General features: G+C 44.0%; 26 protein-coding genes and 1 pseudogene. 23 read left to right on the forward strand and 4 right to left on the reverse strand.

Annotation, left to right across the window (positions count from 1 at the left end; genetic code table 11):
* Positions 1-59: 59 nt before the first annotated feature.
* The 11 genes and pseudogenes from L0M13_RS04165 (at position 60) to L0M13_RS04215 (ending at position 10,452) form a co-directional block, all read left to right on the forward strand.
* Complete coding sequence (locus L0M13_RS04165; RefSeq protein WP_235198425.1) at positions 60-1,253, forward strand: M20 family metallopeptidase; 1,194 nt, start codon at positions 60-62, stop codon at positions 1,251-1,253.
* A 132-nt stretch (positions 1,254-1,385) separates the two neighbouring features.
* Positions 1,386-2,411 (forward strand): ribokinase, encoded by a 1,026-nt coding sequence (rbsK, locus tag L0M13_RS04170; protein ID WP_235198426.1) that lies wholly within the window; start codon positions 1,386-1,388, stop codon positions 2,409-2,411.
* Positions 2,368-2,586, forward strand: coding sequence for a hypothetical protein (locus L0M13_RS04175; protein ID WP_235198427.1), 219 nt, complete (start codon positions 2,368-2,370; stop codon positions 2,584-2,586). The genes rbsK and L0M13_RS04175 overlap by 44 nt, the downstream gene beginning before the upstream one ends.
* Before the next feature lie 153 nt (positions 2,587-2,739).
* A complete protein-coding gene (locus L0M13_RS04180) occupies positions 2,740-3,126 on the forward strand; it encodes a VOC family protein (RefSeq protein ID WP_235198428.1) in 387 nt (128 codons plus the stop codon).
* A gap of 179 nt (positions 3,127-3,305) precedes the next feature.
* A pseudogene (locus L0M13_RS04185) lies at positions 3,306-4,797 on the forward strand (BCCT family transporter).
* Between the two features lie 200 nt (positions 4,798-4,997).
* On the forward strand, positions 4,998-5,714 hold the full coding sequence (locus L0M13_RS04190) for a PspA/IM30 family protein (protein ID WP_235198429.1): 717 nt from the start codon (positions 4,998-5,000) through the stop codon (positions 5,712-5,714).
* Between the two features lie 48 nt (positions 5,715-5,762).
* A complete protein-coding gene (locus L0M13_RS04195; protein WP_235198430.1) occupies positions 5,763-6,791 on the forward strand; it encodes a TFIIB-type zinc ribbon-containing protein in 1,029 nt (342 codons plus the stop codon).
* A complete protein-coding gene (locus L0M13_RS04200) occupies positions 6,785-7,567 on the forward strand; it encodes a TPM domain-containing protein (protein WP_235198431.1) in 783 nt (260 codons plus the stop codon). Before L0M13_RS04195 ends, L0M13_RS04200 begins: the two co-directional genes overlap by 7 nt.
* A gap of 32 nt (positions 7,568-7,599) precedes the next feature.
* Positions 7,600-8,559: an SPFH domain-containing protein gene (locus tag L0M13_RS04205; RefSeq protein ID WP_235198432.1), complete on the forward strand. Its 960-nt coding sequence runs from the start codon at positions 7,600-7,602 to the stop codon at positions 8,557-8,559.
* A 67-nt stretch (positions 8,560-8,626) separates the two neighbouring features.
* Complete coding sequence (locus tag L0M13_RS04210) at positions 8,627-9,415, forward strand: class I SAM-dependent methyltransferase (protein ID WP_235198433.1); 789 nt, start codon at positions 8,627-8,629, stop codon at positions 9,413-9,415.
* A gap of 179 nt (positions 9,416-9,594) precedes the next feature.
* On the forward strand, positions 9,595-10,452 hold the full coding sequence (locus L0M13_RS04215; RefSeq protein ID WP_235198434.1) for a YitT family protein: 858 nt from the start codon (positions 9,595-9,597) through the stop codon (positions 10,450-10,452).
* Between the two features lie 356 nt (positions 10,453-10,808).
* Here L0M13_RS04215 and L0M13_RS04220 read toward each other — a convergent pair whose 3' ends face one another.
* Positions 10,809-12,173, reverse strand: a complete 1,365-nt coding sequence (locus tag L0M13_RS04220) for a YjiH family protein (protein ID WP_235198439.1) — start codon at positions 12,171-12,173, stop codon at positions 10,809-10,811.
* A gap of 180 nt (positions 12,174-12,353) precedes the next feature.
* Here L0M13_RS04220 and L0M13_RS04225 point away from each other — a divergent pair, with 180 nt between their 5' ends.
* The 5 genes from L0M13_RS04225 (at position 12,354) to L0M13_RS04245 (ending at position 17,609) form a co-directional block, all read left to right on the forward strand.
* Entirely contained in the window at positions 12,354-12,851 is a 498-nt protein-coding gene (locus L0M13_RS04225; protein WP_235198441.1) for a pyridoxamine 5'-phosphate oxidase family protein, read from the forward strand.
* 214 nt (positions 12,852-13,065) lie between these two features.
* The gene (locus tag L0M13_RS04230) at positions 13,066-13,284 is read left to right on the forward strand and encodes a hypothetical protein (RefSeq protein ID WP_235198447.1); all 219 of its coding nucleotides are present in this window, start codon (positions 13,066-13,068) and stop codon (positions 13,282-13,284) included.
* A 219-nt stretch (positions 13,285-13,503) separates the two neighbouring features.
* The gene (gene gdhA, locus L0M13_RS04235; RefSeq protein WP_235198453.1) at positions 13,504-14,886 is read left to right on the forward strand and encodes an NADP-specific glutamate dehydrogenase; all 1,383 of its coding nucleotides are present in this window, start codon (positions 13,504-13,506) and stop codon (positions 14,884-14,886) included.
* A 386-nt stretch (positions 14,887-15,272) separates the two neighbouring features.
* The gene (locus L0M13_RS04240; protein ID WP_235198454.1) at positions 15,273-16,010 is read left to right on the forward strand and encodes a glycoside hydrolase family 16 protein; all 738 of its coding nucleotides are present in this window, start codon (positions 15,273-15,275) and stop codon (positions 16,008-16,010) included.
* A gap of 24 nt (positions 16,011-16,034) precedes the next feature.
* A complete protein-coding gene (locus L0M13_RS04245) occupies positions 16,035-17,609 on the forward strand; it encodes a glycosyltransferase family 2 protein (RefSeq protein WP_235198457.1) in 1,575 nt (524 codons plus the stop codon).
* Between the two features lie 84 nt (positions 17,610-17,693).
* Here the strand turns inward: L0M13_RS04245 and L0M13_RS04250 are convergent, their stop codons facing one another.
* The gene (locus L0M13_RS04250; RefSeq protein ID WP_235198458.1) at positions 17,694-18,200 is read right to left on the reverse strand and encodes a DUF2798 domain-containing protein; all 507 of its coding nucleotides are present in this window, start codon (positions 18,198-18,200) and stop codon (positions 17,694-17,696) included.
* A 385-nt stretch (positions 18,201-18,585) separates the two neighbouring features.
* On the opposite strand from L0M13_RS04250, the gene L0M13_RS04255 reads away from it, so the two are divergent.
* From L0M13_RS04255 to L0M13_RS04265, 3 genes are all read left to right on the forward strand, one after another.
* Entirely contained in the window at positions 18,586-19,785 is a 1,200-nt protein-coding gene (locus tag L0M13_RS04255) for a Bcr/CflA family efflux MFS transporter (RefSeq protein ID WP_235198462.1), read from the forward strand.
* 86 nt (positions 19,786-19,871) lie between these two features.
* Positions 19,872-20,834, forward strand: a complete 963-nt coding sequence (locus L0M13_RS04260; protein WP_235198465.1) for an Abi family protein — start codon at positions 19,872-19,874, stop codon at positions 20,832-20,834.
* 20 nt (positions 20,835-20,854) lie between these two features.
* Positions 20,855-21,403 carry a DUF1697 domain-containing protein gene (locus L0M13_RS04265; RefSeq protein ID WP_235198466.1) on the forward strand — a complete coding sequence of 183 codons (549 nt, stop codon included), beginning with the start codon at positions 20,855-20,857 and terminating at the stop codon, positions 21,401-21,403.
* Positions 21,404-21,578: 175 nt separating this feature from the next.
* Here the strand turns inward: L0M13_RS04265 and mug are convergent, their stop codons facing one another.
* A complete protein-coding gene (gene mug / locus L0M13_RS04270; RefSeq protein WP_235198468.1) occupies positions 21,579-22,085 on the reverse strand; it encodes a G/U mismatch-specific DNA glycosylase in 507 nt (168 codons plus the stop codon).
* 161 nt (positions 22,086-22,246) lie between these two features.
* Here mug and L0M13_RS18460 point away from each other — a divergent pair, with 161 nt between their 5' ends.
* Both L0M13_RS18460 and L0M13_RS18465 read left to right on the forward strand, forming a co-directional pair.
* The gene (locus tag L0M13_RS18460; protein ID WP_311195622.1) at positions 22,247-22,537 is read left to right on the forward strand and encodes a DUF488 domain-containing protein; all 291 of its coding nucleotides are present in this window, start codon (positions 22,247-22,249) and stop codon (positions 22,535-22,537) included.
* Positions 22,530-22,805, forward strand: coding sequence for a DUF488 family protein (locus L0M13_RS18465; protein WP_311195623.1), 276 nt, complete (start codon positions 22,530-22,532; stop codon positions 22,803-22,805). Before L0M13_RS18460 ends, L0M13_RS18465 begins: the two co-directional genes overlap by 8 nt.
* A 47-nt stretch (positions 22,806-22,852) precedes the next feature.
* Here L0M13_RS18465 and L0M13_RS04280 read toward each other — a convergent pair whose 3' ends face one another.
* Positions 22,853-23,602, reverse strand: a complete 750-nt coding sequence (locus L0M13_RS04280) for an SDR family NAD(P)-dependent oxidoreductase (protein WP_235198470.1) — start codon at positions 23,600-23,602, stop codon at positions 22,853-22,855.
* Between the two features lie 254 nt (positions 23,603-23,856).
* On the opposite strand from L0M13_RS04280, the gene L0M13_RS04285 reads away from it, so the two are divergent.
* The gene (locus L0M13_RS04285; RefSeq protein ID WP_235198473.1) at positions 23,857-24,681 is read left to right on the forward strand and encodes a macrolide 2'-phosphotransferase; all 825 of its coding nucleotides are present in this window, start codon (positions 23,857-23,859) and stop codon (positions 24,679-24,681) included.
* A gap of 197 nt (positions 24,682-24,878) precedes the next feature.
* A complete protein-coding gene (locus L0M13_RS04290) occupies positions 24,879-26,240 on the forward strand; it encodes a VWA domain-containing protein (RefSeq protein ID WP_235198476.1) in 1,362 nt (453 codons plus the stop codon).
* Positions 26,241-26,258: the final 18 nt, after the last annotated feature.

Genomic DNA, 26,258 nt, shown 5'->3' on the forward strand with positions numbered 1-26,258 from the left:
AGTTAAAGACGGATGGTTTTTCCAAAGAACGGGTAGAGGTAAAGAGAGGAGTGGTTTATATGGTAATTAAAGAATTGATGAGGAGATTAGACCAGAAAGAACAGCGGATTATCGAAATTCGTCGCTATCTTCATGCACATCCTGAGCTGTCTTTTGAAGAAGAGGAGACTGCTGCCTATATTGAAGACTTTTATCAAGAGGTACCCGTCGATTCAGTGGAAACGAATGTTGGTGGATACCGGGGAATTGTGGCAACCGTCCAAGGCGGAAAACCTGGGAAGACAATTGCTATCCGGGCTGATTTCGATGCGTTGCCGATATCCGAGGAAACCGATCTGCCCTTCGCTTCGAAAAATAAAGGCGTTATGCATGCTTGCGGCCACGATGGGCACACGGCCTATATGCTCGTACTTGCTGAAACTTTGGCAGAACTAAAAAAGGACTTATCGGGGGCCATTAAAATTATTCATCAGCCGGCAGAAGAGATGCCGCCTGGAGGTGCAATCGGCATGATCGAAGCGGGAGTGCTAAAAGGCGTCGACGCAGTGTTTGGAATTCATGTGATGTCAACGATGGAGACGGGGAAAATTTTCTATAGAAGCGGCAATGCCCAAACCGGGAGAGCACGTTTCAAGCTCACCGTGAAAGGGAAAGGCGGACATGGCTCATCTCCGCATATGGCGAATGATGCAATTGTGGCTGCGAGCTCATTTGTGATGAACTGCCAAACCATCATCAGCCGACGGATGGATCCTTTTGATACCGCAGTGGTGACCATCGGTTCATTTGACGGCAAAGGCCAGTTCAATGTCATCAAAGACACGGTGACATTGGAGGGAGATGTGCGGACGATGTCGCATGCTTCCCGGGGATTGGTCGAAGCGGAAATACAGCGTTTTGCTGAAGGGCTTGAAGCTTCGTTCGGAGTGGAGACAACTTTGGAATACAATAATGATTATCCCGTTTTGTATAATGATCCGGAAGTGACCGAACGGGTACGGCAAGCATTGATAAAAGCCGCAATTCCGGAAGTGGAAGCGGTAGAGGAAACGTTGCCGCAGCCGCCATCTGAGGATTTTGCCTATTATCTTCAAGAAAAGCCCGGCTGCTTTTTCTATGTAGGTGCGAAGCCAGCAGGCAAAGAGTGGTATCCGCACCACCATCCGAAATTTGAAATCGATGAAAAAAGCTTGTTGATCAGTGCAAAAGCCATGGCATCGGTAGTCGCTGCTTATTGCGGAAGAGAATCGTGAAGCAGGAATTTTCGATAAGTGTTTTTAGTTTTCTATAATCACTTATCGCATTGAAAGATACATGAGAATATGGTTTATGCATAAATTCGATGAAGTATGGTTGCAAACGGTTAATAGATTGGAGAAATGACAATGGATATTGCAGTAATAGGATCGAATATGGTCGACTTGATCACTTATTTAGAGCGGATGCCAGAAGAAGGCGAAACAATTGAAGCACCGGAGTTCGAGATGGGATGCGGCGGAAAAGGCGCCAATCAGGCGGTGGCAGCAAGCCGCTTAGGTTCCGACGTGTTAATGGTGACAAAAGTCGGAAACGATTTATTCGGCCAAAACACAATCGAAAATTTCAAGAAGAACAGCGTCCGTGTAGAAGCCGTCGAAGTCGGAACGAAAACGAGCGGCACGGCCCCGATTTTTGTAGATCCAAAGGCAAAAAATCGCATCATTATCATACAAGGTGCCAATAGTGAACTGCTCCCGGAAACGCTTGAGAAGCACCGAGACCGTATCGGCCAAGCAAAACTGATGGTGCTTCAATTGGAAATCCCGCTGGAGACGGTCTATCATGCGATTGAAATGGGCGAGGAACTCGGGATTCCTGTGCTTTTAAACCCAGCTCCAGCCAATCCGGCACTGGATATCGAATATGTAAAGAAATGCACGTATTTCGCTCCTAATGAGTCGGAACTTGGCATCTTAACAGACATGCCCGTAGAAACCGCAGATGAAATCAAATCAGCGGCAGCTTCCCTAGTGGAAAAAGGCGTACGAAATTTAATCGTTACAATGGGCGATAAAGGCGTCTTATGGATGAATGCAGAAAAAGAATTATTCATAGAAGGCGAAAAAGTCGCAGCTGTGGATACAACCGGTGCCGGAGATTCCTTCATCGGCTGCTTTGCGCATTTTGTCACTAAGGGGAGCCCAATCGAAGAAGCGCTCCAAAAAGCCAATCAATATGCAGCGCAGGCGGTCCAAAAACGCGGACTCAAACCTCTTATCCAACACGCCAGGAATTCACTGCCTATTAAATGCGTACAACCCTTCAAGGATTATTTTTCAAACAATGGGGTAAAGGTTAAAATAACGTATTTTAACAGGAGGGATTTCTATGACGAGAAAAGGCACAGCTGGACGTACACCGCAGCAGCATAACGGCGCTCCCGATTCTGCCATCGACCAAGCCATCAAAAAAACAAAAGAAGTATTTGACGGCGAAAATGATGCAGTAAATTACGAAGACCTTAAAGGCCAGGATGAAAAAGAAGCGGCAAAAGAATATTCCAAAAAAGCAGCGAACGATCCGTCCCATGAGTCCAATAAAGAATAGCCGATAAAATTTAACTGAAGAATGAATCACAAATGCCGCATCCAGTGTAAGACACGGTCTGGATGCGGTATTTTTTTAGTGGGAATTAAAATTGAAATTTCAGATAAAATATTTTACGATTCAAACAAGAACAGAATTGAAGGAGGAGAAAATATGATAGCTCGGGTAGGCCAGATTATGCTTTATGTCAATAACCAGGATGAAGCTGTGCAGTTTTGGACAGAAATTGCTGGTTTTAAGGTCAAGGCTGATGAAGGCAACGGCGAAATGCGCTGGATCGAAATCATGCCGGATGGTGCAGCAGAAACCAGCATTGTCCTTCATAATCGCGAGGCAGTCGCCCAGTTGTCTCCTGGCTTGAACTTGGACACGCCATCTCTGATGTTTTTCACAGAAGACCTGGAGCAATTCCGCCAAAAATTAACAGAGAACCATCTCATAGTCGGTGAAATTGTTGATATGCCGGGTGGCCGCGTTTTCAACTTTGCAGATTACGAAGCGAATTATTTTGCGGTCATGGAACAGAAGAAAACACAATAACATGTTTTAAGTGACGGTAAGAAGTGAATAAGTAATTAGGATGTATGGAACGCCGGTAAAGTAGATACATGCTTTGCGGGCGTTTTTTCAGCATGCAAAAACCCGGTTTTGCTAGATATGTTACCATAGTAAAAATATACGGTTTAACAAATCCGATTAATTCTAATGAGAGGTGAAGCATGAAAAACGCCACACAAGTCTTTTATTATTCAGTAATCATTTCAGCTATTGTCGTTGTATGGGGAGCATTTGCTCCAAGAAATCTTGAATCTGTCACTGCTTCAGTGACGAGTGAAATAACCAGTAAGTTCGGTTGGTTTTACTTGCTCTTAGTAGTTGCCATCTTGGTATTCTGCGTCTATATGATGTTTTCGCGTTTCGGCAATATCAAGCTCGGCAAGAAAGACGATGTCCCGGAATTCAGCCGGGCCTCTTGGTTCGCCATGCTGTTTAGCGCTGGGATGGGAATGGGGCTGGTTTTTTGGACCACCGCAGAACCGATTTCCCATGCGTTCATCAGCAGCCCTTCTGCAGAGTTAGGCTCTGATCAAGCTGTTCAAGATGCCTTGAAGTATTCGTTCTTCCATTGGGGAATCCATGCTTGGGCCGTTTATGGAATCGTTGGGCTCGTTCTCGCTTATTTTAAATTTCATCGGGGAACGCCAGGATTGATCAGTGCTACATTAACGCCGTTATTCGGCGAAAAACTGATGCAAGGGGCTTTAGGAAAAGCTATCGATATTTTGGCCGTATTTGCGACCATCGTTGGTGTGGCAGCCACGCTCGGCTTCGGTTCCGCACAAATTACCGGAGGTTTGTCTTTCCTCTTTGGCACGCCGAATAATTTCACTGTCCAATTGATTGTGCTGATCATTGCAACGGTGCTGTTCATTTGGTCAGCTTGGTCAGGAATCGGCCGTGGAATCAAATACTTAAGCAATATCAATATGGTGTTAGCTGCTGTTTTGCTTATTTTGCTATTCATTGTCGGACCCACGATGTACATCGTCAATATGTTCACGCACACGCTTGGAAGCTACGTCACCGATTTCTTTAGAATGAGTTTGCGATTAGCTCCCTTAAATGAAGAGAATAGAACATGGATTAATGGTTGGACCATTTTCTATTGGGCTTGGTGGGTTTCATGGGCGCCATTTGTCGGCATTTTTATCGCCCGCGATTTCAAAAGGCCGGACCATTAAGGAATTCATGTTCAGCGTCTTATTGCTGCCGGCGCTTGTTTGTTTCATTTTCTTCTCTGTGTTCGGAGTATCTGCTTTGAATTTGGAGCAAAAAGGGATTTCTGCAATTTCCAGCTTTTCGCTTGAAACCTCGACTTTCGGTGTGCTGGCAGAATATCCGCTCGGGACTTTGTTGTCGTTCATCACGATTTTCGTCATTGCGATTTTCTTCATCACTTCGGCGGATTCGGCTACGTTCGTCCTTGGCATGCTTAGCACCAATGGTCTATTGAATCCATCAAATTCCGTTAAGATCACGTGGGGATTGATTCAATCAGCTGTCGCTGCTGTCGTCGTCTATTTCGGCGGGACGCAAGGGCTGCAAAATATGCTCATCATTGCGGCCTTGCCGTTTGCCATCGTCATCATCCTGATGGGCGCTTCGTTCCTGAAGGATATTCAAAAAGAAGTGCGGCCAAGAAGGAAATAAAAAGAAAATTTTAAAAATAAGCTTGTCCCATTTCATCCAGTTATGGGAAAATACATGGAGAGAGCGCTGCTGAACACCTATAGGTTGTCGGCAGCGCTCCCTTTCTTTTAAGGATTAACGCTGTACGTTATAGGGTAATCTTTGCTTATAAGAAGACAGTTTGCCAAGCAGGAAAAAATCACTTTAAAAGGAGAATGATGATGGAAATTTTAAAACGGTTCAGAGATATTATGACGAGCAATATTCATGCGCTATTGGACAAAGCGGAAGATCCGGAAAAAATGATCGATCAATATTTGCGCGACCTTAACAGTGATCTTGGAAAAGTGAAATCGGAAACCGCTGCAATCATGGCGGCTGAAAAGCGTGAACGCCGTGAACTTGCGGAACTGCAAAAAGAAATTGAAGATATGCAGCGTTACGCTGTAAAAGCAGTAGAAGCTGGAAATGACGACGATGCGCGGAAATTCCTTCAGCGCAAAGCTGAGCTTTCAGAACGTGAAAAAACGATGCAGACATCTGTTGAACTGGCAGCAGCGAACACGCAGCAAATGCGCCAAATGCACGAGAAGCTGGATTCCGATATCGCGGAACTTGAATCCCGCCGCCAAGAATTGAAAGGGAAAGCGGCGGTGGCGAAAACGCAAAAACGCATGAATGAGTTTAATTCATCCATGGGCAGTGCTGGAGACCGTTTGTCTGCATTTGATCAAATGGAGCAAAAAATCAATCAGGAACTGGATGAGGCAATGGCGATGCAGGAGCTCAATAAAGGTTCAGGTACGGATATTAAAGACCTTGCCGCAAAATACGAGACAAAAGCTGATGTAGAAAGTGAGCTTGAATCACTGAAATCTGGCATTAATGTAGACGATGAACTGGCCGCATTGAAGCAGGAGGTAAACAAAAGCGAGTGATGGCATTGATGAAGGCCATTTCCTTTAAAGGGAAAGGGGGGACACGGAGTGGTCACTCAGTATAAATGCCCAAACTGCGGATCGGATATGGCATTTGATGCCGAGTCAGGAAAGCTGTCCTGCCCGAACTGCGGCCGCCAAGACGATATTGAAACGTTTCCCGAGGAAAATATCCTGCAGGAATTCGATACAGAAGAGGCAAAGGAATACCATTGTGAAAATTGCGGTGCCGTAATTCTCACAGAAGCGAATACGACCGCGACGCATTGCAGCTTTTGCGGTGCGCCGGTGGTATTGGCTGAACGCTTAAGCGGTGAATTTGCACCGGCTAAAGTGATTCCATTCACCATCAGCAAAGACGAAGCCGTGGCTGCATTCAAGAAATGGACGCGAAATGGAAGGCTGACGCCTAGAGGGTTCATGAGCGGCGACCGGATCAAAAAGATGACAGGCATGTATGTGCCATTTTGGCTTTATGACATCGACGGAACGGCGGAAGTGGCTGCCATCGGCACTCGGGTCCGAAGCTACACAAGAGGCGATACGATTTATACGGAAACCGATTTCTACGATGTTTACCGTGGAATTGACCTCAGCTATTTAAAAGTGCCGGCCGATGCTTCGGAAAAGATGGATGATGAATTGATGGATAAGCTTGAGCCTTATGACTATTCGGAGTTGAAAGATTTCAAAATGCCTTATTTGGCAGGTTACCTAGCGGAAAAATACGATTATGACGATGAAGCCCTTTTCTCGCGGGTGGAATCCAAAATCGTTCCTTATATCGATTCGTATATCCAATCGACCATTGCAGGTTATTCGACTGTCAGCTACACGAACAAACAGATCCAGGCGAATAAAAGCAAAGTCTACTACACTTTGTTTCCTGTTTGGATGGTTTATTATGATTTTGAAAATAAAGAGCATACTTTTGCGATGAACGGGCAAACCGGCAAAGTGGTCGGGAAACCGCCAATCAGTTCAGGAAAAGTAGCAGCGTGGTTCGCTGGCATTGCCGTTTCAGGCTTTGTCGTGTTAAAAGGCATCTCTTATGCAATGGGAGGTGTGCTATGGTGAACCGGTTAAATTGGAAAGCGCCATTCCTGTTTTTGGTGCTGTGTCTGGCTGTTTTTGCAGGCAGCACGGCTGTTTTTGCTGCCGATTCGCATATCTATGACAATGCAGGACTCTTAACGGAAAGCGAAATCGGAGAACTGGAAGCGCTCGCTGAAGAGCATAGCGAAAAACATGGAGCAGATTTTTTATTTCTGACGACAACCACTACAAACGGCCAGCCTGTCATGACCTATATGGGTGATTTCTTTGATGAATGGGCAGATGAAAACAACCAGGAAAATGCCGTGCTGCTGACGATTGATATGGGCAGCCGGGAAGTGTACCTGGCAGGTTTCGGTACAGCTGAAACGAAGCTCGACAATAACCGAGTCCAGCAAGTGCTGGACCGCATCATGCCTTATATGGGCGCCGGCGATTATGGTGGTGCTTTCCGGGAAACTGTCTTAACGGCCAGCCGCTATATGGAATTCCGGCCGGGAGCCAATCCAGAAAGCATCTTCCATAAGCTTTGGTTCCAGCTAGGCGTTCCGCTGTTGATTGCCGCTGCGGTGGTCGGTTCGATGGTCATGAATGCAGGCGGACGGATCACGACCACTGCACGTACGTATGTTGACGGCACGAATACGAGAGTCAGAAGCCAGCAAGACCGGTTCCGAAACAAGACGGTTTCCAGGCGCCGTGTACCGAAAAACAATGGCGGAGGCGGCGGTTTCGGCGGCGGTGGTGGAATGACTGGCGGCGGACGCTCCTTTAGCGGAGGCGGACGCAGTTTCTAAAACCAAAGGCAATAAAGGAAGGAATGAACAATATGGCTTTTTTCGGAAATCAATTTTCAGATGTTGTCGAATGGAATGAATTTAGGGACGACATGATATTTTGGAAATGGAACAACGATGAAATTAAAAAAGGCAGTAAGCTGATTATCCGTCCAGGACAAGATGCCATCTTTTTAAACAACGGGAAAATCGAAGGGATTTTTGAAGATGACGGCGAGTATGACATCGAATCGCAGATCGTACCGTTCCTTTCTACCTTGAAAGGGTTCCGTTTCGGCTTTAACAGCGGCATGCGTGTTGAAGTCCTGTTCGTCAATACGAAAGAATTCACGGTCCGATGGGGGACACAAAACCCGATCAATATTCCGGCACCGCAAATGCCGGGCGGTATGCCAATCCGGGCGAATGGCACGTTCCAGTTTACCGTAAATGACTACACGACATTGATCGATAAAATTGCTGGAGTCCGTGACAGCTATCTGGTTGAAGATGTGAAAATACGGATTACAGCGATTCTCGATCAGCTGCTCATGAAATGGGTCACCAAAGAAGGCAAGGATATGTTCAATCTGCAGGCCAATGCGCATGAAATCGGAAAAGGAATTTCAGATGACCTTAATATGGAGCTTATGGATGATGGCATGAAAATCACCGGTTTCCAAGTCATGAGCTTTAACTATCCGAAAGAAATCCAGGATATGATTAATAAGAACGCTTCTATCGGCATGGTCGGCGACGTAGGCAAATACCAGCAAATTTCAGTTGCGGATGCTATGGCGAAAGGCGGCTCGTCCGGTTCAAGCAGTGCAGCCGATATGGCTGGCATGATGGTCGGGATGAATATTGCTAAAGACATGGTGGAGACGATGAAGGAATCGAATTCCGGCAATCAGCAAACGGCAGGCAGCCAGGGGCCGAATTTCTGCCCGAACTGCGGCCAGAAAAACGAAGGGGCTAAGTTCTGTCCGAACTGTGGACAAAAGCTGGCTTAGATTTGTTAAGGAAAAGACTTTGCACTTGATAAAAAAGGCTTTTTAAAAGAGGGAAAGAGGAAACCTGTTGGAACATTTAATCGAAAGCATGAAAATCATTGGGGATGATACGATTCAACGCACCCAATTGAAACATCGGATGTCTTTAGTAGAAACTTTTTCGATTCAAAAAGGGATGTCCGTCATTGAAATCGGCTGTGGCCAGGGAGATACGACTGTCGTTTTGGCAGATGCAGTAGGCGAAACAGGACGGGTGCTTGCTGTGGATATTGCCTCTCCGGATTATGGTGCACCAATTACGCTTGGCGAGGCAACAGCGGCCATTGCGGCATCCAAACTTGGAAAGCAAGTTGAATTCTTGCTGGAGACCGATTTGCTGGAGCTTCCGGAAATGAAGTTTGACGTGGCTATTTTGTCGCATAGTTCCTGGTATTTCCGGAATCCGGATCAATTGCTCGCGTATTTGACAAAATTGCGGAGCATGGCTGAACGCCTTTATCTGGCAGAGTGGGATCTTGACTTTAGCCGGCTTTCTCAGCGCAGCCATTTTGCGGCAACGGCGATTCTTGCTTTATACAGTGAGTTTGTCGAAAACGAAGGGAACATCCAATATGTCTTCGATCGTGCGCAGTTCCAAAATTTATTGGAAAAAGCCGGGTGGAAGGTTCAAAAGACTGAAGTCGTAGATGCCCATTATTTGCAAGATGGAAGTTGGGAAACGGCTTATGCAAAATCCATCCAGCAGGAATTTGCCCAGACTCCGCCGCGCATCCAAACACTTGTGAACAGTTTATATTCTTTGTTGGAGATTGAAGATGCAGACAGTCTCGACAGTTTAGTGATATTTGCTGAATGATTTTTGTTTGAGAAGGACCAAGCTGATTTAAAGTTGAGGAATAAAACTTGCATTTTAACCGTACAATACCTATAATTTGATACATTGTGTCTGAGCTTCGAAAAGGCTGAAAGAATTGTCCAGCCTTTTTTTGCTGCATTTTTATAGGTACTGAGTATAGTATGAATGGAGATTTTTTAATGGATAAGCTTTACAATTGGCTCATAATTTTCGCAGGATCGATTTTACTTGGTTTCGCTTTTAATATGTTTTTATTGCCGCATGAGATTTTATCTGGTGGGGTTACAGGGATTGCAATGATTTTCAGTTTAATGCTGCCGATCAACGCAGGGATCTGGCTTTTTGTTTTGAACATCCCGATTTTGATAATAGGGTGGATGAAACTTGGCAAAATGTTTATCATCAATAGCATTTACTCGGTAGCTGTAACATCTATTTCCATGTTGTATATCCCGGTCATGAAAGTAACGGAAGACGTATTGCTTTCATCTGTATTCGGTGGCGTACTCGTCGGCATCGGCGTCGGATTCATCATCCGTTCATATGGGTCGACAGGCGGTTTTGATGTAATCGGTCTGCTCTTGACGATGAAACGGGATATTCCTCTTGGATTTATGGTTTTTGGCTTGAATAGTCTTGTCGTGTTCGTTTCCGGTTTTATCTTTACATGGGAACTGGCCATGTATACGATGGCTTCAATCTACATTACAGGGCTCGTTGTTGACCGTATCCACACACGCCATATCAAATTGAATATGCAAGTGGTGACAAGCAAAGGCGACGAAGTCAAAAAGCAATTGCTCGAAAATCTTTACCGAGGCATCACGGTTACAGAAGGCGAAGGAGCCTATTCGGGCAATAAAGTTAAAATATTGCACAGTGTCATTACACGATATGAGTTGGCATATGTCCGTCCGCTTATTAAAGAAGTCGATCCTGATGCATTTGTAAGCATCAGTGAGACAATGGAAGTCATGGGGAATTTCCGCAGAGACGATAACTTTAAGAAAGTCCCGGGACATCCTCAATCGATGTAAAACGTTTCCTATTAAATGCTGCTCCGGTCCAAAAGGGTCGGAGCTATTATTCCTCTTTATAAAAAACAGAATATTTAAAATATAATGGTTTTAACTTTAGCCCTTAGGAGTTATGATAGAAGAAAAAGGAGGGGAACGAAAATGGATGCCACCTTCGGCCTTGTGCCGATGCTTGTCATTTCCATCATCGTGGTCGCTCTCATTTTGGCCTATTTCGTCTTCCACAACTGGGCTAAATGAAGAAGCAGAAAAACCGCAGTGAGCAACTGCGGTTTTTCTATTTCAAAGCTCTTGGTAAATGAATTCTATACATAAAAAATGATCCGTTTTCTTAAGAAGAAAATGGATCATTTTATTTAGACGAATAAATGAGCGAACAACACAAGAATCGGTAAAGTGATGATCGTCCGCAAGATGAAGATTACCCCAAGTTCCCAAAACTTAACCGGAATATTCGAACGCAAGATCAAAATGCCGATTTCAGACATATAAATGATTTGAGTCAAAGAAACACCAGCAAGAACAAAGCGCGTCAATTCACTTTCAATTCCGCTGCCAAGCACTGCTGGCAGGAACATATCAGCGAATCCGACAAGTAAAGTAGGGGCAGCTTCCGCTGCTTCAGGCAAGCCGAACAATGTCAGCACAGGAATCAGTGGGTACGAGATAATTTTAAAAAGCGGTGTATATTCCGCTACCATCAATGCTGCCGTTCCGAGTGCCATGACAAGCGGGATTAACGCAAGCCAGATATCCAAAACGGTTTCAACTCCGGTTTGCACCAGCTTTTTCGGGCTTGCTGCACGGCTCGCTTTTATGCGGGCTTCGTCAAATCCCCATTTCACGAGTGATACACCTTCCGGAATCGTATCATCCACTTGTTTGCCCACCGGCTCGTAGTAACTGTCTTTTTTACGGGACAAAGGTGGTATTCTTGGCATGATGACAGCAGCCACTATGCAAGCAACAGAAACAGCCAAGTAAAAGGGCAGGAATAAATGGCCGATGCCGACGACATTCGCCACAACCAAACTGAAAGCGACAGAAGCGATTGAGAACGTGGTAGCAATAACCGCGGCTTCGCGTTGCGTATAATTGCCTTCATCGTATTGCTTCATCGTCACCAGTACGCCAACCGGGGCAGCGCCCATCCATGAAGCCATGGCATCGATAGAAGACCGTCCTGGCAGAGTAAAAACAGGGCGCATGAATTTATTGAGCAAAGCTCCGACAAATTCCATCAAGCCGAATTCGACCAGCAGAGGCAATAAGATTCCAGCGAACAAGAACCAGGTAAGCAAGACCGGTGCTAGATCATAAAGCACCACGCCGCCAGTCGCCCGGGAAGAAATCACTTCCGGACCGATTTCGTAAAAAGTCATCAGCCCAAAAGCAAAAGCAAGCACGCGGACGATCAAACCAAAAGGCCCGTTAATAAAAGTAGCGCGAAGGAAAGGCGAGTTTTTCACAAACTCAGGTTTTAATGCAGTTGCTGCCAAACTCGCAATCGCTGAGAACCCAAGTAAGAATACGATGAATGCCGGAATCACTTCACCGAAAGTGGATTGGAGAAAAGATGCCAGAATGCCGACGCCGATGGTCACTTCGCCGTTATAGGAAATCGGGCATAAGAACAGCAAGGCACCTATAAGGGAAGGAATTAAAAATTTCCATGTGTCAGAAGGAGAAATCGTTTTTTTATTGTTTTGAATGAGAGCCATATGTCTTCCTCCTAGATGTCAGTTAAATCAGATGTATATAATATACGACTAAATGCGTAATTATACAATAGCTTATTTGTTTAGAATACCTTGGGAGAGTTTAGGTTGTTGTAAGAAGGGAAAATAAGGTGTATTGGAAACTCATTTAAATCTGGAAAATCTCAAGGAGGAATTTAATCAATGGAAAATGTTTCAACACATGAAGAAGCAGTGAAAACAGTGAATGATTTAATCAAAGATGTGGAAGTCGCGATGCTGACAACGATTACAGATGGTAAAGCTGTATCGAGACCGATGCAGACCCAAGAGGCAGAATTTAACGGAGAGCTCTGGTTCTTAACTTTAAAAGATACAGCGAAGTATTTGGAAATCATCGCTAACCCTTCTGTAAACCTTGCTTATGCTGGAAAATCCTATGTTTCGATCAGCGGAACTGCCGAATTTTCAGAAGACCTTGAACGGAAAAAGGAATACTGGAATCCGATATTTGAAAAAATGCTGGAGACAACTTATGACGATCCGAATGTTGTGCTCATCAAAGTCACAGCTGATACGGCAGAGTATTGGGAATCCGGCAATAAATTAAAAGCGGTGAAAAAATTCGCCAAGAAGCTTACTAGCAATGAAAAAGTGGGCGATGATGAAGAAATGAATGAAACGGTGAAATTCAATAATTAAACAGGCAAATGACCGCATCTCCTAGAAGAAAAGGAGATGCGGTTTTTGTGTGAATTCCTAGAATGGTAAATTATTATTATTTAATTATCAAAAAAATGATATAATTGATTTGTTGAAAATTAAATCAAATTAATGCATGAAAGGAAAGGAGGCATGGAAATAAGAAAGGACGGATATGTCATGGAAAAGAATACAAACTTTTGGAGGGCATTATATGGCTGTTTATCGAACAAAGTCAAAAGATCCAAACGAAAAACCGTTCATTGCATCCTACCCATTATTCTTGTTTTTCTTTCTCATCGGGCTCATATCCACCGTAACTACAATCTTTATCAGCCGAGATATTAAAATTCCAGTGCCGACTATTATAGCTGTTTACACGGCAACAATCGTAATTTTGTTTTTAATCAATAGAAGCCAAAAGAGAAAATGATGCATAGAGAATGAATGAGTATATCGATCGGAAAAATTAGTATGAGCTGCTGGAGAATAGCGAAAGAGGCTGTTTTCTGCAGCTTTTATCGTTTTTTTATTCGGAATTTGATTTGCTTCCTCTTCTGGCAATTTGTATAATGGGATTTAATATTGTTTTTTCCGAATAATTACTCATGTCTGTCAGATCAATTAGTATGCAATCGAGGGGGAAAATACATTGAAAGCAGTAACTGAAAGCATCCAGACAAAAGAGCAATCTGCTCATGAATACATAAAAGCTATCCATAAAAAAGTAAAAGACCGTAATCCAGGCGAAACAGAGTTTCTGCAAGCGACATGGGAAGTTTTTTCTTCGCTGCAGCCAGTGTTTGAACAGCATCCAGAATATGTAGAAGAAGGGATTCTAGAACGTATTTCTGAACCGGAACGATTTATTGCATTTCGTGTGACATGGGAAGATGATCATGGAAATGTACATGTGAATCGCGGCTACCGTGTGCAATTTAACAGTACGCTTGGGCCATTTAAAGGCGGACTTCGTTTCCATCCTACCCTTACCGGAAGCGTTGTGAAATTTCTTGGATTTGAACAGATTTTCAAAAATGCTTTGACTGGTCTGCCAATAGGAGGCGGTAAAGGCGGCTCTGATTTTGATCCGAAAGGGCGGTCAGACCGTGAGATTATGCGCTTTTGCCAAAGTTTCATGACAGAACTGAGCCGCCATATCGGACCGGATATTGACGTGCCGGCTGGGGATATCGGTGTTGGAAAACGCGAAATCGGTTATTTGTTTGGCCAGTACAAGCGAATCCGCAATGCATTCGAAGCGGGTGTTTTCACAGGGAAAAACCCCGACAATGGGGGAAGCCTGATCCGGAAAGAAGCCACCGGCTATGGGACAGTCTATTTCGTGGAAGAAATGCTGAAAGGTGAAGGGCTTTCCTTTGAAGGCAGCAAAGTCATTGTTTCAGGGTCTGGGAATGTCTCTATTTATGCGATGGAAAAAGCGATCGAGTTTGGTGCAACCGTAGTCGCCTGTAGTGATTCGGAAGGATATATATATGATCCCGAAGGAATTGATGTAGATACAGTCAAGCAGCTGAAAGAAGTGGAACGCAAACGAATCTACCACTATTTAGAACATCATCCGAAAGCGCGCTTTGGAAAGGATAAATCAGATATTTGGAAAATTCCTTGTGACATCGCACTTCCGTGTGCAACCCAAAATGAAATTGGCCGAGAAGGGGCAGAGGCGTTGGTCGAGAATGGGGTGAAAGCCATTGGGGAAGGAGCCAATATGCCATGCAATGAAGAAGCTGTTCGCGTTCTGACGAATAACCAAGTATTGTTTGCTCCTGCAAAAGCTGCGAATGCAGGTGGAGTTGCCGTATCCGCTATGGAAATGTCCCAAAACAGCATGCGTTATTCTTGGACTTCTGAAGAAGTGGATGAAAAGTTGCATCAAGTGATGAAAAATATTTATAAAAACTGCATCGAAACTGCAGGGAAATATGGTGCCCCCGGGAATTTGATTGCCGGCGCCAATATTGCCGGATTTAAAAAAGTGGCGGATGCTATGCTCGAACATGGATTAAACTAATTTAAACTTCATATTGCTGGAAACAAAAAACGCTTAGACAGTTTTCTGTCTAGGCGTTTTTTTTATTGCAAATTTTGTCTTCACTTCTCCAATTGTTTTGTCTTCGATAATACCCATTTTTTAAGAAAGTTTGTAAAAAAGCGGAATTCATATATTTTTAGTATAAAACATTCTAAATATCAAGAAAATTTAACTCAATTTTAACCTTAGCACTATATTGTAACCTCTATGACTCAGAAAATAAGGTTTAAATAGTCATATAGTATTAGTTGTCAAAAATAAACAAGTTTTTTATTACTTTTAGGCAGGGTGATGGAATGAACGTTTTGAGCGGCACAATTTGTGCATCAATGGCGCTATTTTGTTTAGCAGGAGGAGGAACTTATATGGATTATTTGCCGCCGCCATCATCAGAATCTCCATTAGTGAATAACGAGGGTGTGTTGGAAGATCACAATACTATGCCTTGGAAAATCGTTTGGAACGAAGAGTTTGATCAGGCACCGCTCGATCCAGCTCGTTGGAATGTGTTGGACGATCCTTATGGATACGGAAACAGAAGCCAGCATTACAAGCCCGAAAATGTAGAGGTGAGTGAGGGCAATTTGAAAATCCATACTAAAAAGGAGATGTCTCAAGGATTTCCATATACGTCAGGAGCGGTCACCACAAAAGGAAAAGTCGTATTCAAATACGGGAAACTCGAGGTGAGAGCGAAATTTCCGGCGGGGACGGGATTGTTGCCTGCCATATGGCTTTGGAACAACGCAGGAAAAGCATTTCCGGAAATCGATATCGTAGAAATACTTGGCCAACAGCCAGGACAAGTTTGGAGCACGATCCATTATGAAGTGAACCGGATATACGGAAAGGATTATAACCTTTCGGATTTGCCGAATTTGACGACAGATTATCATACGTTCGGCATTGAATGGTATCCCGAAAAGATTACATTTTTCGTTGATGGGACGCCTATGTATACAAGCACGACTTTTGTGCCTGATGAAGAAATGTACTTATTCATCAACACAGGGGTGGGTGGCGATTGGGTCGGAGAACCGGATGGAACTACACAATTTCCAACACAGCTGCTTGTCGACTGGATTCGTTACTATCAAAAATAAAAATAGAATTAAGGGGATGGAATTATGAGTGTGTTTTTGATTATTTGTTTAGTACCATGGGCCGTATTCTTCACGATTCAATTATTGTATTTGGTGTTAGCGTTGAAAATGACGAAAAAAGATACGACTATCAGGAAAGATTTAGAGGAGTCGAAAATGTCGATTCTTGTTCCCGCATATAACGAAGCAAAAGTTTTAGCAAGTTGTTTTACCGGATTTCAAAATTTGGATTATAAAAATTTTGAATTGATTTTAATTAATGACGGATCAGATGATGAAACAATGAAATTATTGGTGGATTTGCTGGATTTGAAGGAAGAAGTGCTCCAGGCAAAAGATAAATTGGCTTATAATCCAGTCATCCGTACCTTTGTTTCTGCCGCTTACCCCCATGTGAAAGTGCTTGATAAGGTGAATGGAGGAAAAGCTGATGCCTTGAATGCAGGAGCAGACTACGCTTCTGGCGATATCATCATTACTTTGGATGCGGACAGTATTCTACAGAAAAATGCCTTGACCCATATAAATGAAGCGCTGCAAGACCCGAATGTAATCGCTGGGGGCGGCATGGTGCATGTCGGGCAAATGTATAAGAAATCGAAGCCGTCTTTTAAAGGGAACGGACTGACTCGCTATCAATTGTCTGATTATATGCTGTCGTTTTACGTTAAGCGATTTGTGCAATCGAAATTCGGAGTTGTTTCTGTCGTATCCGGAGCTTTTGGTGCATTTAAGGCTTATGCTTTATATGAAGCGGGAGGATATAAAAAGACAATTGGAGAAGACATGGAAATTACGCTCAGAATGCAGCAATTAATCAAAAACACCTATACAAAAGGCAAGCTGGTTTTTGTGCCGAAAGCCGAGTGCTATACAGAAGTGCCAGGCGACTTTAAAAGTTTATCAAAACAGAGAGTTAGGTGGCAGAAAGGATTTATCGATGCTTTGAAGATATATCATAAGGGTAAAGTGGAAAAGCTCGGTTTTAAACTTGTCTTTTTCATCTTTATCGATTCATTGCTGCCTGGAGTGGCAGGCATTTTTACCACGGCATTTCTTGCCTACGGTTTCATAACAGCAACAGTGTCGGATTTGACGCTGTTGTTATTGGCCATGACCGCAGTGCTTCAAATTACGCAGCGCGTCGGATCATATGTGGTTTCAAACAGATACGGACATGCCTATCCAAAATTGGATTACCTCAAAATCACTTTATTTTCCGCTATGGAATTGGTTAGTTACCGTCTTTTAGATGCTTATTATTTCTTATATGGTTCCATCGCATACGCACTTGAACGGGAACATACGTGGAACAAGCTGGAGCGGACAGGAATCGTTTCCATCTATCCAACTGAACCTACTATCTCTACGCCGCTTCCGCTAGTTGGGGCTTTGCCGATTAAAGAAGTGGCGATGGAAATAGCGGCCGCTATTACTCCGACGCCTGATTTCCAAGAAGAGCCAGAAACGGTGCCAGAGTTGCTTCAAGAACTTGTCGCGAAAACTGTGCTAGATCCAATCGAAGATTTAGTGGCAGAGGTAAGCCAAGAAAGTTTCCGTGCGGCCCAAGGAGAAGAACATCGTATGAATTTGCACTAAAATATCTGAAATTTCAGTTATATTATATTCTTTTCTTCTATTCAATATAAAAACTCCCGGACTTTTAAAGTCCGGGAGTTTTTCTTATCCTGCAATTGAAGCGAGCGCTTTTTTATCTTGTGCGTCATGCATTTTCACCATTACGAAACGGGCAATCGGCTGAATGACTAAGCTTTCAGCAGCAAGGACAATCAGAAAATTGCGTGGCCAATACTGAAGCCAGTTGTGGAAGATTTCAGCATGGAATCCGTTTCCGACAAGATCGCCAATGAACGTCATAGCTGCCGACATCCCAAGGACTGTAAAAAGGATGCGGAAAAGAATTTTTGAATTGAAGCTATCAGTGGGCTTAGTGAATTTAGCTGTCAACGCTTCAGCAAGGCGTCCAAAAATAGCAGGTTCGATAATCATTACGATGATCCACATGATGGGCACCATTTTTAAAATTGAAAAGGCGATATCTCCATTGAAAGTTCCGGCAAAATAGATCGTGCTAAATGAGGTCATGAACAACACCGTCATCGTGGAAATCAAGGTACCGTATAGTAAGCCTTCTTTCGGATTTCTTGGCAGTCTTTTTTCTTGTTGCATGTTTTACTTCCTTTCAAAACTCAATTTTGACTGCATATACCAGTAAGTCTTATCTAAATGAAGCATTCATTTCGGCAATGAAAAAAGTTCGAAGTGCATCAAAGATAAAAATGAATTGGATGGAAAGGGAAATATTGCTTCTTTTCATCCGCTATTTTCATCATTGTCAACATACACTTTTGTGAACCTGGCAATCAGGAGCACACTCAATTTAAAGACGTTAATTGGTTCAGTCTGTTTACTACGATACCAATATGGCTAGTTTTGAGGTAAGTGTCCATTTTGTGTCTTTTTAAGTTCCTGAAGAAAAATGAAGAGATTGCTGAAACTGTTCCTGTAATTCATGTATAGTTAATTAGATAATTTAGTGAGAGGTGTTTTATACATGCTGCATAATCCAAAAGGAAGAAAAAGATTGGGGCTCGCTTTGCTTCTCAGCATGCTCGGGGTATTGGCTCCATTGAATATTGATATGTATTTGCCTGGTTTTCCTTTAATCGCACAAGATTTGGACGCTCATATATCATTAGTCCAGCTTAGTTTGACTGCTTGTTTGATTGGACTGGCGGCGGGGCAGATTGTGGTCGGGCCTTTGAGTGACGCCCACGGCAGAAGGAAACCGTTGATCATTTCGGTCATTCTCTTTGCGTTGTCATCGCTTCTCTGTGCTGTAGCCCCGACGATTGAGTTATTGATTGCCGCTCGTTTTCTGCAAGGTTTTACAGCTGCAGGAGGAGTGGTCTTATCAAGAGCTGTAGTCAGTGACGTTTTTACGGGAAGGGAAATGACGAAGTTCTTCGCTTTACTGATGGTCATCAACGCCGTTGCACCTATGGTGGCACCGATTGCTGGGGGCGGCATTCTTGCATTGCCCTTCGGAGGCTGGGAAAGCATTTTCTACTTTTTAAGTTTGCTTGGATTGATCATGGTTGTGATTGTCATGGTGCGGCTGCCCGAAACCTTGCCGCCTGAGAAGAGGATGCCAAGTTCGATTGGAACTTCCATTCGGACAATGGGGAGCTTGTTCAAGGCGCGTCCTTTTATCGGCTATGCGCTTGTCGTCGGCCTGATTCATGGAGGAAGTTTTGCTTATGTGGCAGGGACGCCTTTTGTTTATCAGGAAATATACGGCGTTTCACCGCAAGTGTTCAGCGTGCTCTTCGGCATCAATGGAATTGCGATGATTCTAGGCAGCACCATCATCGGGAAGTTTGGCGGAATCGTCTCTGAACACCGCTTGCTGCAAGGTGCAGCATGGGTCGCTGCTGCTGCGACATTGGTATTATTCATTATGACGATTATCGAAGGTCCGCTCGCAGCACTTGTCATTTCAATTTTCATCTATATGATTGCAGTCGGTATGACGTTCACGAGTTCGTTTACACTCGCCATGCGAGACCAAGGCCACCGGGCAGGGAGTGCCAGTGCCGTTGTCGGCATGCTGCCGCTCGTTATCGGTTCGATTGTGTCACCGCTAGTCGGCATTAACGAATTATCGGCAGTTCCGATGGGGGCGATTCTATTTGGATCATCTGTTCTTGGATTGCTTGCATTTGCCACTTTGACTGGAAAGGCTAAAGGGTAGTGGAGCCGCATTTATTGCGGTTCTTTTTTATGGTTTATTTCTTTGGCGTGCTCGATTAAAGTAAGAGAAAGAAGTATTTACAGAGGATGAGAATTGTGAAGTTTTTTGCAGACCATGATGAACAAATACAGATTTTGCGCGAACGGGGATTGATCGTAAAAGATGTGGTTCAGGCGAAACGGATTTTGTCCCGTGAGAATTATTACGCTTTGATCGACGGCTATAAAGAACCGTTCATGGAACACGATGAGCGTTTAAATCCGTATGGCCAGGAGCGTTACCGGAAAGGAACGGAGTTCGGCCATATTTATGCACTCTACCGTTTCGACCGGGAATTGCGCATCTTGCTGCTGAACGAACTCCTGAAATTTGAAAAGAATATGAAATCAAAGATCGCTTATCGTTTCTCTGAGAAATTCCAGGGCAAGGATAGCTTTTTAGAGCCTGAAAATTATAGCGAAAACAGGGAGCATCACCACGAACGCGACCGCATCATTTCGACGCTCGCTAACTTGATCAAAAGCCATAAAAAGCGCGACCGCGTGAGGTATCCCGCTATCCGTGATTTTTTCGACAAGCATCGCAATGTGCCGCTTTGGGTGCTCGTCAATTTTTTATCGCTCGGACAGATCATTAACTTTTATCAAGTGATTGATGAGGAACTGCGGGAAAGGATTGCCCAGAACTTTGCAGAAGAATTCAGTGAAGAATACACAAACTTGCAGCTGAGCGCCCACGAGCTTGATGCCATCTTAGAAGTGGCATTTCCTTACCGCAATAAATCTGCGCATGAAGAAGTGATTTACCGTTTTCGGCTGCCGCATCCAGTTGACCTTAAGGAATTGGAAATCCGTCTGCAAAACGAAGCCGGCAGTTTAAGCCAAGGCACTGTGTACTCAGTTGCCGCTTTACTAAAGCTTGTGCTGGCAAAGGAAGAGTACGACGTTTTTTCCGCTGAATTGGCTCGATTAATAGATGAATTGAAAGAAAATGTCCAAAGCCGGGCTTTCGGCATCATTATGAAAGACGCAGGGTTTTATTCACTTTAATGGAATGGGAGAGTGGAGTAATGGGCAATACTTACGTAGCGCTGCTCAGAGGAATTAATGTTGGCGGCAATAATAAAATCGATATGAAAGCCTTAAAACAAGCATTTGAACAAGCAGGGTTGGAAGCAGTAAAGACTTATATCAATTCGGGGAATATCCTTTTTAAAAGTGATCATGCATCAAAAAAGGAACTGGGGCCAATCACGGAAAAAGCCATCTATGAGCAATTCGGTTTGAAGATCAAAGTCCTGATTTATGCGGCAGAAGAATTCATCTCCATCGCCAAAGCACTTCCGGAAAATTGGTTGAATGATAAAGAGATGAAAAGCGATGTCTTATTCCTTTGGGAAGAAGTGGATCATGAAAACGTAAGGGAACTGCTTCATCTGAAACCGGAAATTGACCAAGTCATTTATGTCCCCGGCGCTATTCTGTGGTCGGTTGCGAGAGAAAATGTCACTAAAAGCGGTATGGTGAAAATTGTCGGAACGGATATTTACCGCAAAGTCACCATACGCAATGTCAATACAGTCCGTAAACTCGTGAGTCTAATAGAGAATTTAACCTAATAAAAATGGCCATCCTTTCGGTGAAAGGATGGCCATTTTTATTGTGAAGCGTATTTTAAGAATTACTGGGCGTATTTTAGCATCAATGGGGCGTATTTTTCACTCAACTGGGCGTATTTCACAAAAACTGAATAAATCCGGTTAAAATGAACATCGCCAGAAAACCTCTAGATAATTAGACGTAGCGTTTTAAGTCCTCGTAGATTTGGACGATTTCATCGAATTTCATGCGCACAAGGCCGGATGAGGAAGGGGCGACGTATTCGATGATTCCTGGAAGTACCGGCTCTTCCTGCAGGCCCCATGGAATCTGCCGCTTTTTGCTGTATTCCTGGTAGACGCCTTTGCCGACAAAGCAGACAGCGGTCGGTTTGAATTTCAGGATTTTTTCTTGGAGCGATGCTGCGCCTTCCTTGTATTCAGCTTTCGTTATCTCGGCCGCTTCTTTTGTGGGACGGGCGACAATATTCGTTAAGCCGAATCCTAAATCGAGAAGCTTGCTGTTTTCTTCTGGGGCAAACTTCCAAGGGGTTAGGCCAGCTTGATACAAGATCTTCCAAAACCGATTCGTTGGGTTGGCATAGTGATAACCGGTTTCTGAAGAGCGGATGCTCGGATTAAAGCCGACGAAAAGGATTTTCAAATTTTCTTTTAGGTGATCGGAAATCGGTTCGAGTTGCAAAAACGGATGCCTCCTTTATTGAATAATTCATAGTAATTCACTTTACCGTATTGTAGCATCCTTTCACGTACAGAAAAAACTGTCGGGTACTGCATGGTTTAATTTGAGGCAGAGCAAGGAATAGGAGAAGCAAGCGAATAATGAAACGAGGAGAGCTTGCAATGATCATTTACACCATCGGGCATTCCAGCCATTCAAAAGAATTTTTCCATAAAATGCTGAAAGAACAGGAAATCGAATTATTGGCCGATGTCCGGGCATTCCCTGGCAGCAAAAAATGGCCGCAGTTTTCGAAAGGCGTTTTTCCGGACTGGCTTTCAGCGGAAGGCATCACTTATGAACACTTCGGCAAACTTGGCGGCAGGCGAAGAAAATCGAAAGAAGTGGACGAGGAAGTGAACGGGCTGGCGCAACCGTTCTTTCCAGAATTATGCGGACTATACTTTGAGTGAAGAATTTCAGCAAGGAATTGAGGAATTGCTGGAAAAAGCTTCTCAAAAACGCGTGGCCTATTGTTGTTCAGAACGCCACCCATCCCGCTGCCATCGTTTGTTGATCAGCAATTGGCTCGTGGCAAACGGACACGAAGTCCAGCATATTATTGATGGCAAGGATGAAGCAGTAGAGCTAGTCCTGCATGAAGTAGGGATATGGGGAGCGCAAGCTGAAGTCAAAGAAGACGGCTCTGTCGTTTATCCGAAAGGAGAGCCGCCTGCATAAAAAAGGCAAACCTCTCAAAGAAGGAGGTTTGCCTTTTTCGCCATTTCTTATTTTACGTTCGTGAACCCGCCATCGATGCTGATGACTTCGCCGTTGATGTATTGTGCTTTAGACGTTAATAGGAAAGCGACCAGTTCAGCCACTTCTTCCGCTGTCCCTAAACGTTTTTGTGGAATGCCGGCTGTTGCATTGGCTTTCATTTCCGGGTTCGCTTCGTAGAAAGCTTTAACCATTGGCGTTTCGGTTGGACCTGGAGCGATTGCATTGACGCGCAACCCGTCTTTCGCATATTCCGCTACCATGCTTTTCGTCAAACCGACGATACCGTGCTTCGTTGCAGAATAAGTGACAACTGAATCCTGCCCAATGACGCCAGCGCTAGATGCCGTATTGACGATAGAGCCTCCGCCGTTTTTCAGCATAGCTTCCGCTACATAGCGAACGCCGTACAATGCGCCCATTAAGTTAATGCCGACGATTTGTTCGATTTCTTTGATTTCTGTTTCCATAAAGTATTTTCCGCTGCCGGAAATGCCGGCGTTGTTGAAGAAATACTCAATGGAACCAAAATGCGCTATTGTTTGATCCACGTAGTTTTTAACATCTTCCGATTTTGAAACATCCGCTTTGATGAAAATAGCGTCTGCTCCAAGCTCTTTTACCATCTCAACCGTTTCGTTGCCGCCTTTTTCGTTCACGTCAACAATTGCGATGTTAATGCCATCTTTTGCTAAACGAAGGGCAGTAGCTTGTCCTAAGCCACTTCCGCCTCCGGTAATAATTGCTGCTCCACTCATGAAAATCATCCTCCGTTTTTTGTTAAAAAGATTTGTTCGTCCTATACCTTTTTAACTATACCCCTTAAAAAATTTAAAAAACAATGATGTGCTCACGCTTCGAAAATCCGAAATTATCAATAAAATAAAGGGATTTCCGATACAATGAAGAAAAGATTACAAAAGTCTTGAAAGGCGGAGAGTCATGAAAAAAGAAGAAATAAAAGCGTTGGCAAATAAGTACGGCTTTGATCTGGAAGCGGGGAGAATGGCAAGTGAACGAATCCGGCCTTGATTTCTTAGTAGTCCTTTTTAAAGACGCAGCACATATTTCTTGGGTTCTGCGAATTCCGAGAAGAACAGATGTGCAAAAGGAAATTGAAAAAGAACAGAAGATACTGAGACTGGTGCAGCCGAATCTCAGCGTACAATCGCCAAAATGGAAAGTAGCTTCAAATGATCTGATTGTTTACCGGGCATTGGATGGGGTGCCTGCCGGGACGATCAATAAGGAAGAACAGCGCTATGATTGGGTAATTGACCCGGAAAAGTTGCCAACGATTTATATCGAATCGCTGGCAAAAGGGCTGGTGTCGCTTCACTCCATTCCTTTAGAGAAAATTCGAGACCATGGATTGAGCGCACCAACTATAGATAAAATCAAAGAAACACTGCAAAAGCGAATGGACAAAGTAAATTGTGAAATGGGCGTTAGCGAAAAATTGTGGGCACGCTGGCAGAAGTGGATGAATGAGGAATCTATGTGGCCAAAGCATACAGGATTTATCCACGGAGACTTGCATCCAGGCCATATTTTAATCGGTGCTAACGAAGAAGTGACCGGGTTTATAGACTGGACTGAAGGGAAAGTGGCAGACGTTTCTACTGATTTTATCGGTCATTTGCGCACCCATGGCGAGCGTGAATTGAGCAGGCTGATTCAAGCGTATGAGCAGGCAGGCGGCATCGTTTGGCCAAAGATGAATGAGCATGTTATGGAGCTTGCGGCCACTTATCCAATTGATATTGCTGAATTTGCCATTAAGTCAGAGAGCGAAGAATATATGGAGATGGCCAGAGCGGCACTGAATGAAGCGTAAGGCGCCATATATGTCTTGAGCCAGTCAGCTGATCAGTTGGATGGCTTTTAAGATGCATATCTCTTTTGAATAAACTTCGAATTAACTAATTGACTCTAAATAAAGCAGTTCGTAAGAACCAAAAATGTTGGGAAATGAAACTTCCGCCAGCGAAAGGCGTAAATGACTCATCACATAAGCAAAATGGAGGAAGCAAAATGAAAAATGCTAGATGGCTATTGGCAATTGGGTTAGTGTTCGCATTTCTTCTTGTTGGCTGTTCTGAAGAAAAGAATACCCGTGCGGAAGAAAAGCCAGCCGCTGAAAAAGAAGCAGCCGAGCCGAACGAAGAAAAAGACACAGAATTAGACATACCGGAAGCGGCTATACATAATGTTGAGAAAATCGTAAAAGAAAAAGGAAAGTATAATACCCAAGAGTTAACCGAAGAAAATCAACAAGAAATTTTGCAAGAGCTTGAAATGTTGCCGGACAATTTAACGGGAGAGGAAGCTTATTCAATCGCCGTTTCTTTGTTTGCAGCGAATATTGAAGAGGAAGCCCGGAAATTCGAGGAGTTGGATCCGACCATTCAAATCGATTCTTCGACGCCTGAAGATGAAATTGAGATTCCGGAACAAGAAACGGTCAATGTCGCGATCTTACTGGATGCAAGCGGCAGCATGGCAGGGGAAGTAGCCGGCGGGCAAAAGATGAAGCTGGCCAAGCAGGCGATTCAGCAATATGCATCTGATCTGCCGGAGGGGTCCAATGTGATGCTTCGTGTTTATGGCCATAAAGGGACAGGAACGGAAGAAGCAAAAGAAATGTCGTGCAAGAGCAACGAAGTGGTGTATGAATTATCGCCTTATGAAGAATCAGGGTTCACTGCGGCATTGGAAAAGTTCGATCCGGCCGGTTGGACTCCTTTGGCAGGAGCTATCCAAGCGGCTGAGCAAGATCTGAAGCAGCAGACCGGCGAAAATGTGCGCAATGTCATTTATGTCGTCAGTGACGGCATTGAAACGTGCGGAGGCGACCCGGTAGCAGCAGCGTCGTCATTGGCAAAATCCAACATCCAAGCTGAAGTGAACATCATTGGCTTTGATGTGGACAATGAAGGGCAAGAGCAATTAGAAGCTGTGGCAAAGGCGGGCAATGGCCAATACAAATCGGTTTATTCTGAAAGTGAATTGAATGACTATTTAAAGCAGGAATACAGCCGGCTTTACTGGGAATGGCTCGCTTGGGGAAATGACCGTTCTTTCGATATCCTGGCCCAAAGCAATGACATCTATTTCGAGCTGTTGGCGCTCAATAATGACATTTCGTTTAAAATCCTGTCAGCCAAAAATGAAATGCATAGTTTGCGCTACGATTTAAAGGAACTGGATAAGTTCAAGGATGAAGAAGCGGTCAAGCGATATCTCGAGCTGATTAATATTCGCCACGATACGGTCAATCATTACTTCGACCAGGAAAAAGAACGGAAAGACAGCATCCGAAAAGAAATGAAAGCAGCCCTCGAGAAGAAAGTGGATGAAATGAAAGAAGAAAAGCAAGAGACGTATAAACAATAAAGAAGTTTTAAAAAAGGG

The sequence above is a fragment of the Planococcus sp. 107-1 genome, assembly GCF_021513255.1.
GTDB lineage: Bacteria > Bacillota > Bacilli > Bacillales_A > Planococcaceae > Planococcus.

Coding starts and splice junctions, on each gene's coding strand:
- L0M13_RS04175 (WP_235198427.1), top strand. CDS start 2,368: ATGACGAGAAAAGGCACAGCTGGACGTACACCGCAGCAGCATAACGGC.
- L0M13_RS04200 (WP_235198431.1), top strand. CDS start 6,785: ATGGTGAACCGGTTAAATTGGAAAGCGCCATTCCTGTTTTTGGTGCTG.
- L0M13_RS18460 (WP_311195622.1), top strand. CDS start 22,247: ATGATCATTTACACCATCGGGCATTCCAGCCATTCAAAAGAATTTTTC.
- L0M13_RS04250 (WP_235198458.1), bottom strand. CDS start 18,200: ATGCAACAAGAAAAAAGACTGCCAAGAAATCCGAAAGAAGGCTTACTA.
- L0M13_RS04265 (WP_235198466.1), top strand. CDS start 20,855: ATGGGCAATACTTACGTAGCGCTGCTCAGAGGAATTAATGTTGGCGGC.
- L0M13_RS04220 (WP_235198439.1), bottom strand. CDS start 12,173: ATGGCTCTCATTCAAAACAATAAAAAAACGATTTCTCCTTCTGACACA.
- L0M13_RS04280 (WP_235198470.1), bottom strand. CDS start 23,602: ATGAGTGGAGCAGCAATTATTACCGGAGGCGGAAGTGGCTTAGGACAA.
- rbsK (WP_235198426.1), top strand. CDS start 1,386: ATGGATATTGCAGTAATAGGATCGAATATGGTCGACTTGATCACTTAT.
- L0M13_RS04290 (WP_235198476.1), top strand. CDS start 24,879: ATGAAAAATGCTAGATGGCTATTGGCAATTGGGTTAGTGTTCGCATTT.
- L0M13_RS04225 (WP_235198441.1), top strand. CDS start 12,354: ATGGAAAATGTTTCAACACATGAAGAAGCAGTGAAAACAGTGAATGAT.
- L0M13_RS04215 (WP_235198434.1), top strand. CDS start 9,595: ATGGATAAGCTTTACAATTGGCTCATAATTTTCGCAGGATCGATTTTA.
- L0M13_RS04255 (WP_235198462.1), top strand. CDS start 18,586: ATGCTGCATAATCCAAAAGGAAGAAAAAGATTGGGGCTCGCTTTGCTT.
- L0M13_RS04205 (WP_235198432.1), top strand. CDS start 7,600: ATGGCTTTTTTCGGAAATCAATTTTCAGATGTTGTCGAATGGAATGAA.
- L0M13_RS04190 (WP_235198429.1), top strand. CDS start 4,998: ATGGAAATTTTAAAACGGTTCAGAGATATTATGACGAGCAATATTCAT.
- L0M13_RS04165 (WP_235198425.1), top strand. CDS start 60: ATGGTAATTAAAGAATTGATGAGGAGATTAGACCAGAAAGAACAGCGG.
- L0M13_RS04180 (WP_235198428.1), top strand. CDS start 2,740: ATGATAGCTCGGGTAGGCCAGATTATGCTTTATGTCAATAACCAGGAT.
- L0M13_RS04230 (WP_235198447.1), top strand. CDS start 13,066: ATGGCTGTTTATCGAACAAAGTCAAAAGATCCAAACGAAAAACCGTTC.
- L0M13_RS04245 (WP_235198457.1), top strand. CDS start 16,035: ATGAGTGTGTTTTTGATTATTTGTTTAGTACCATGGGCCGTATTCTTC.
- L0M13_RS04240 (WP_235198454.1), top strand. CDS start 15,273: ATGGATTATTTGCCGCCGCCATCATCAGAATCTCCATTAGTGAATAAC.
- L0M13_RS04260 (WP_235198465.1), top strand. CDS start 19,872: ATGAGAATTGTGAAGTTTTTTGCAGACCATGATGAACAAATACAGATT.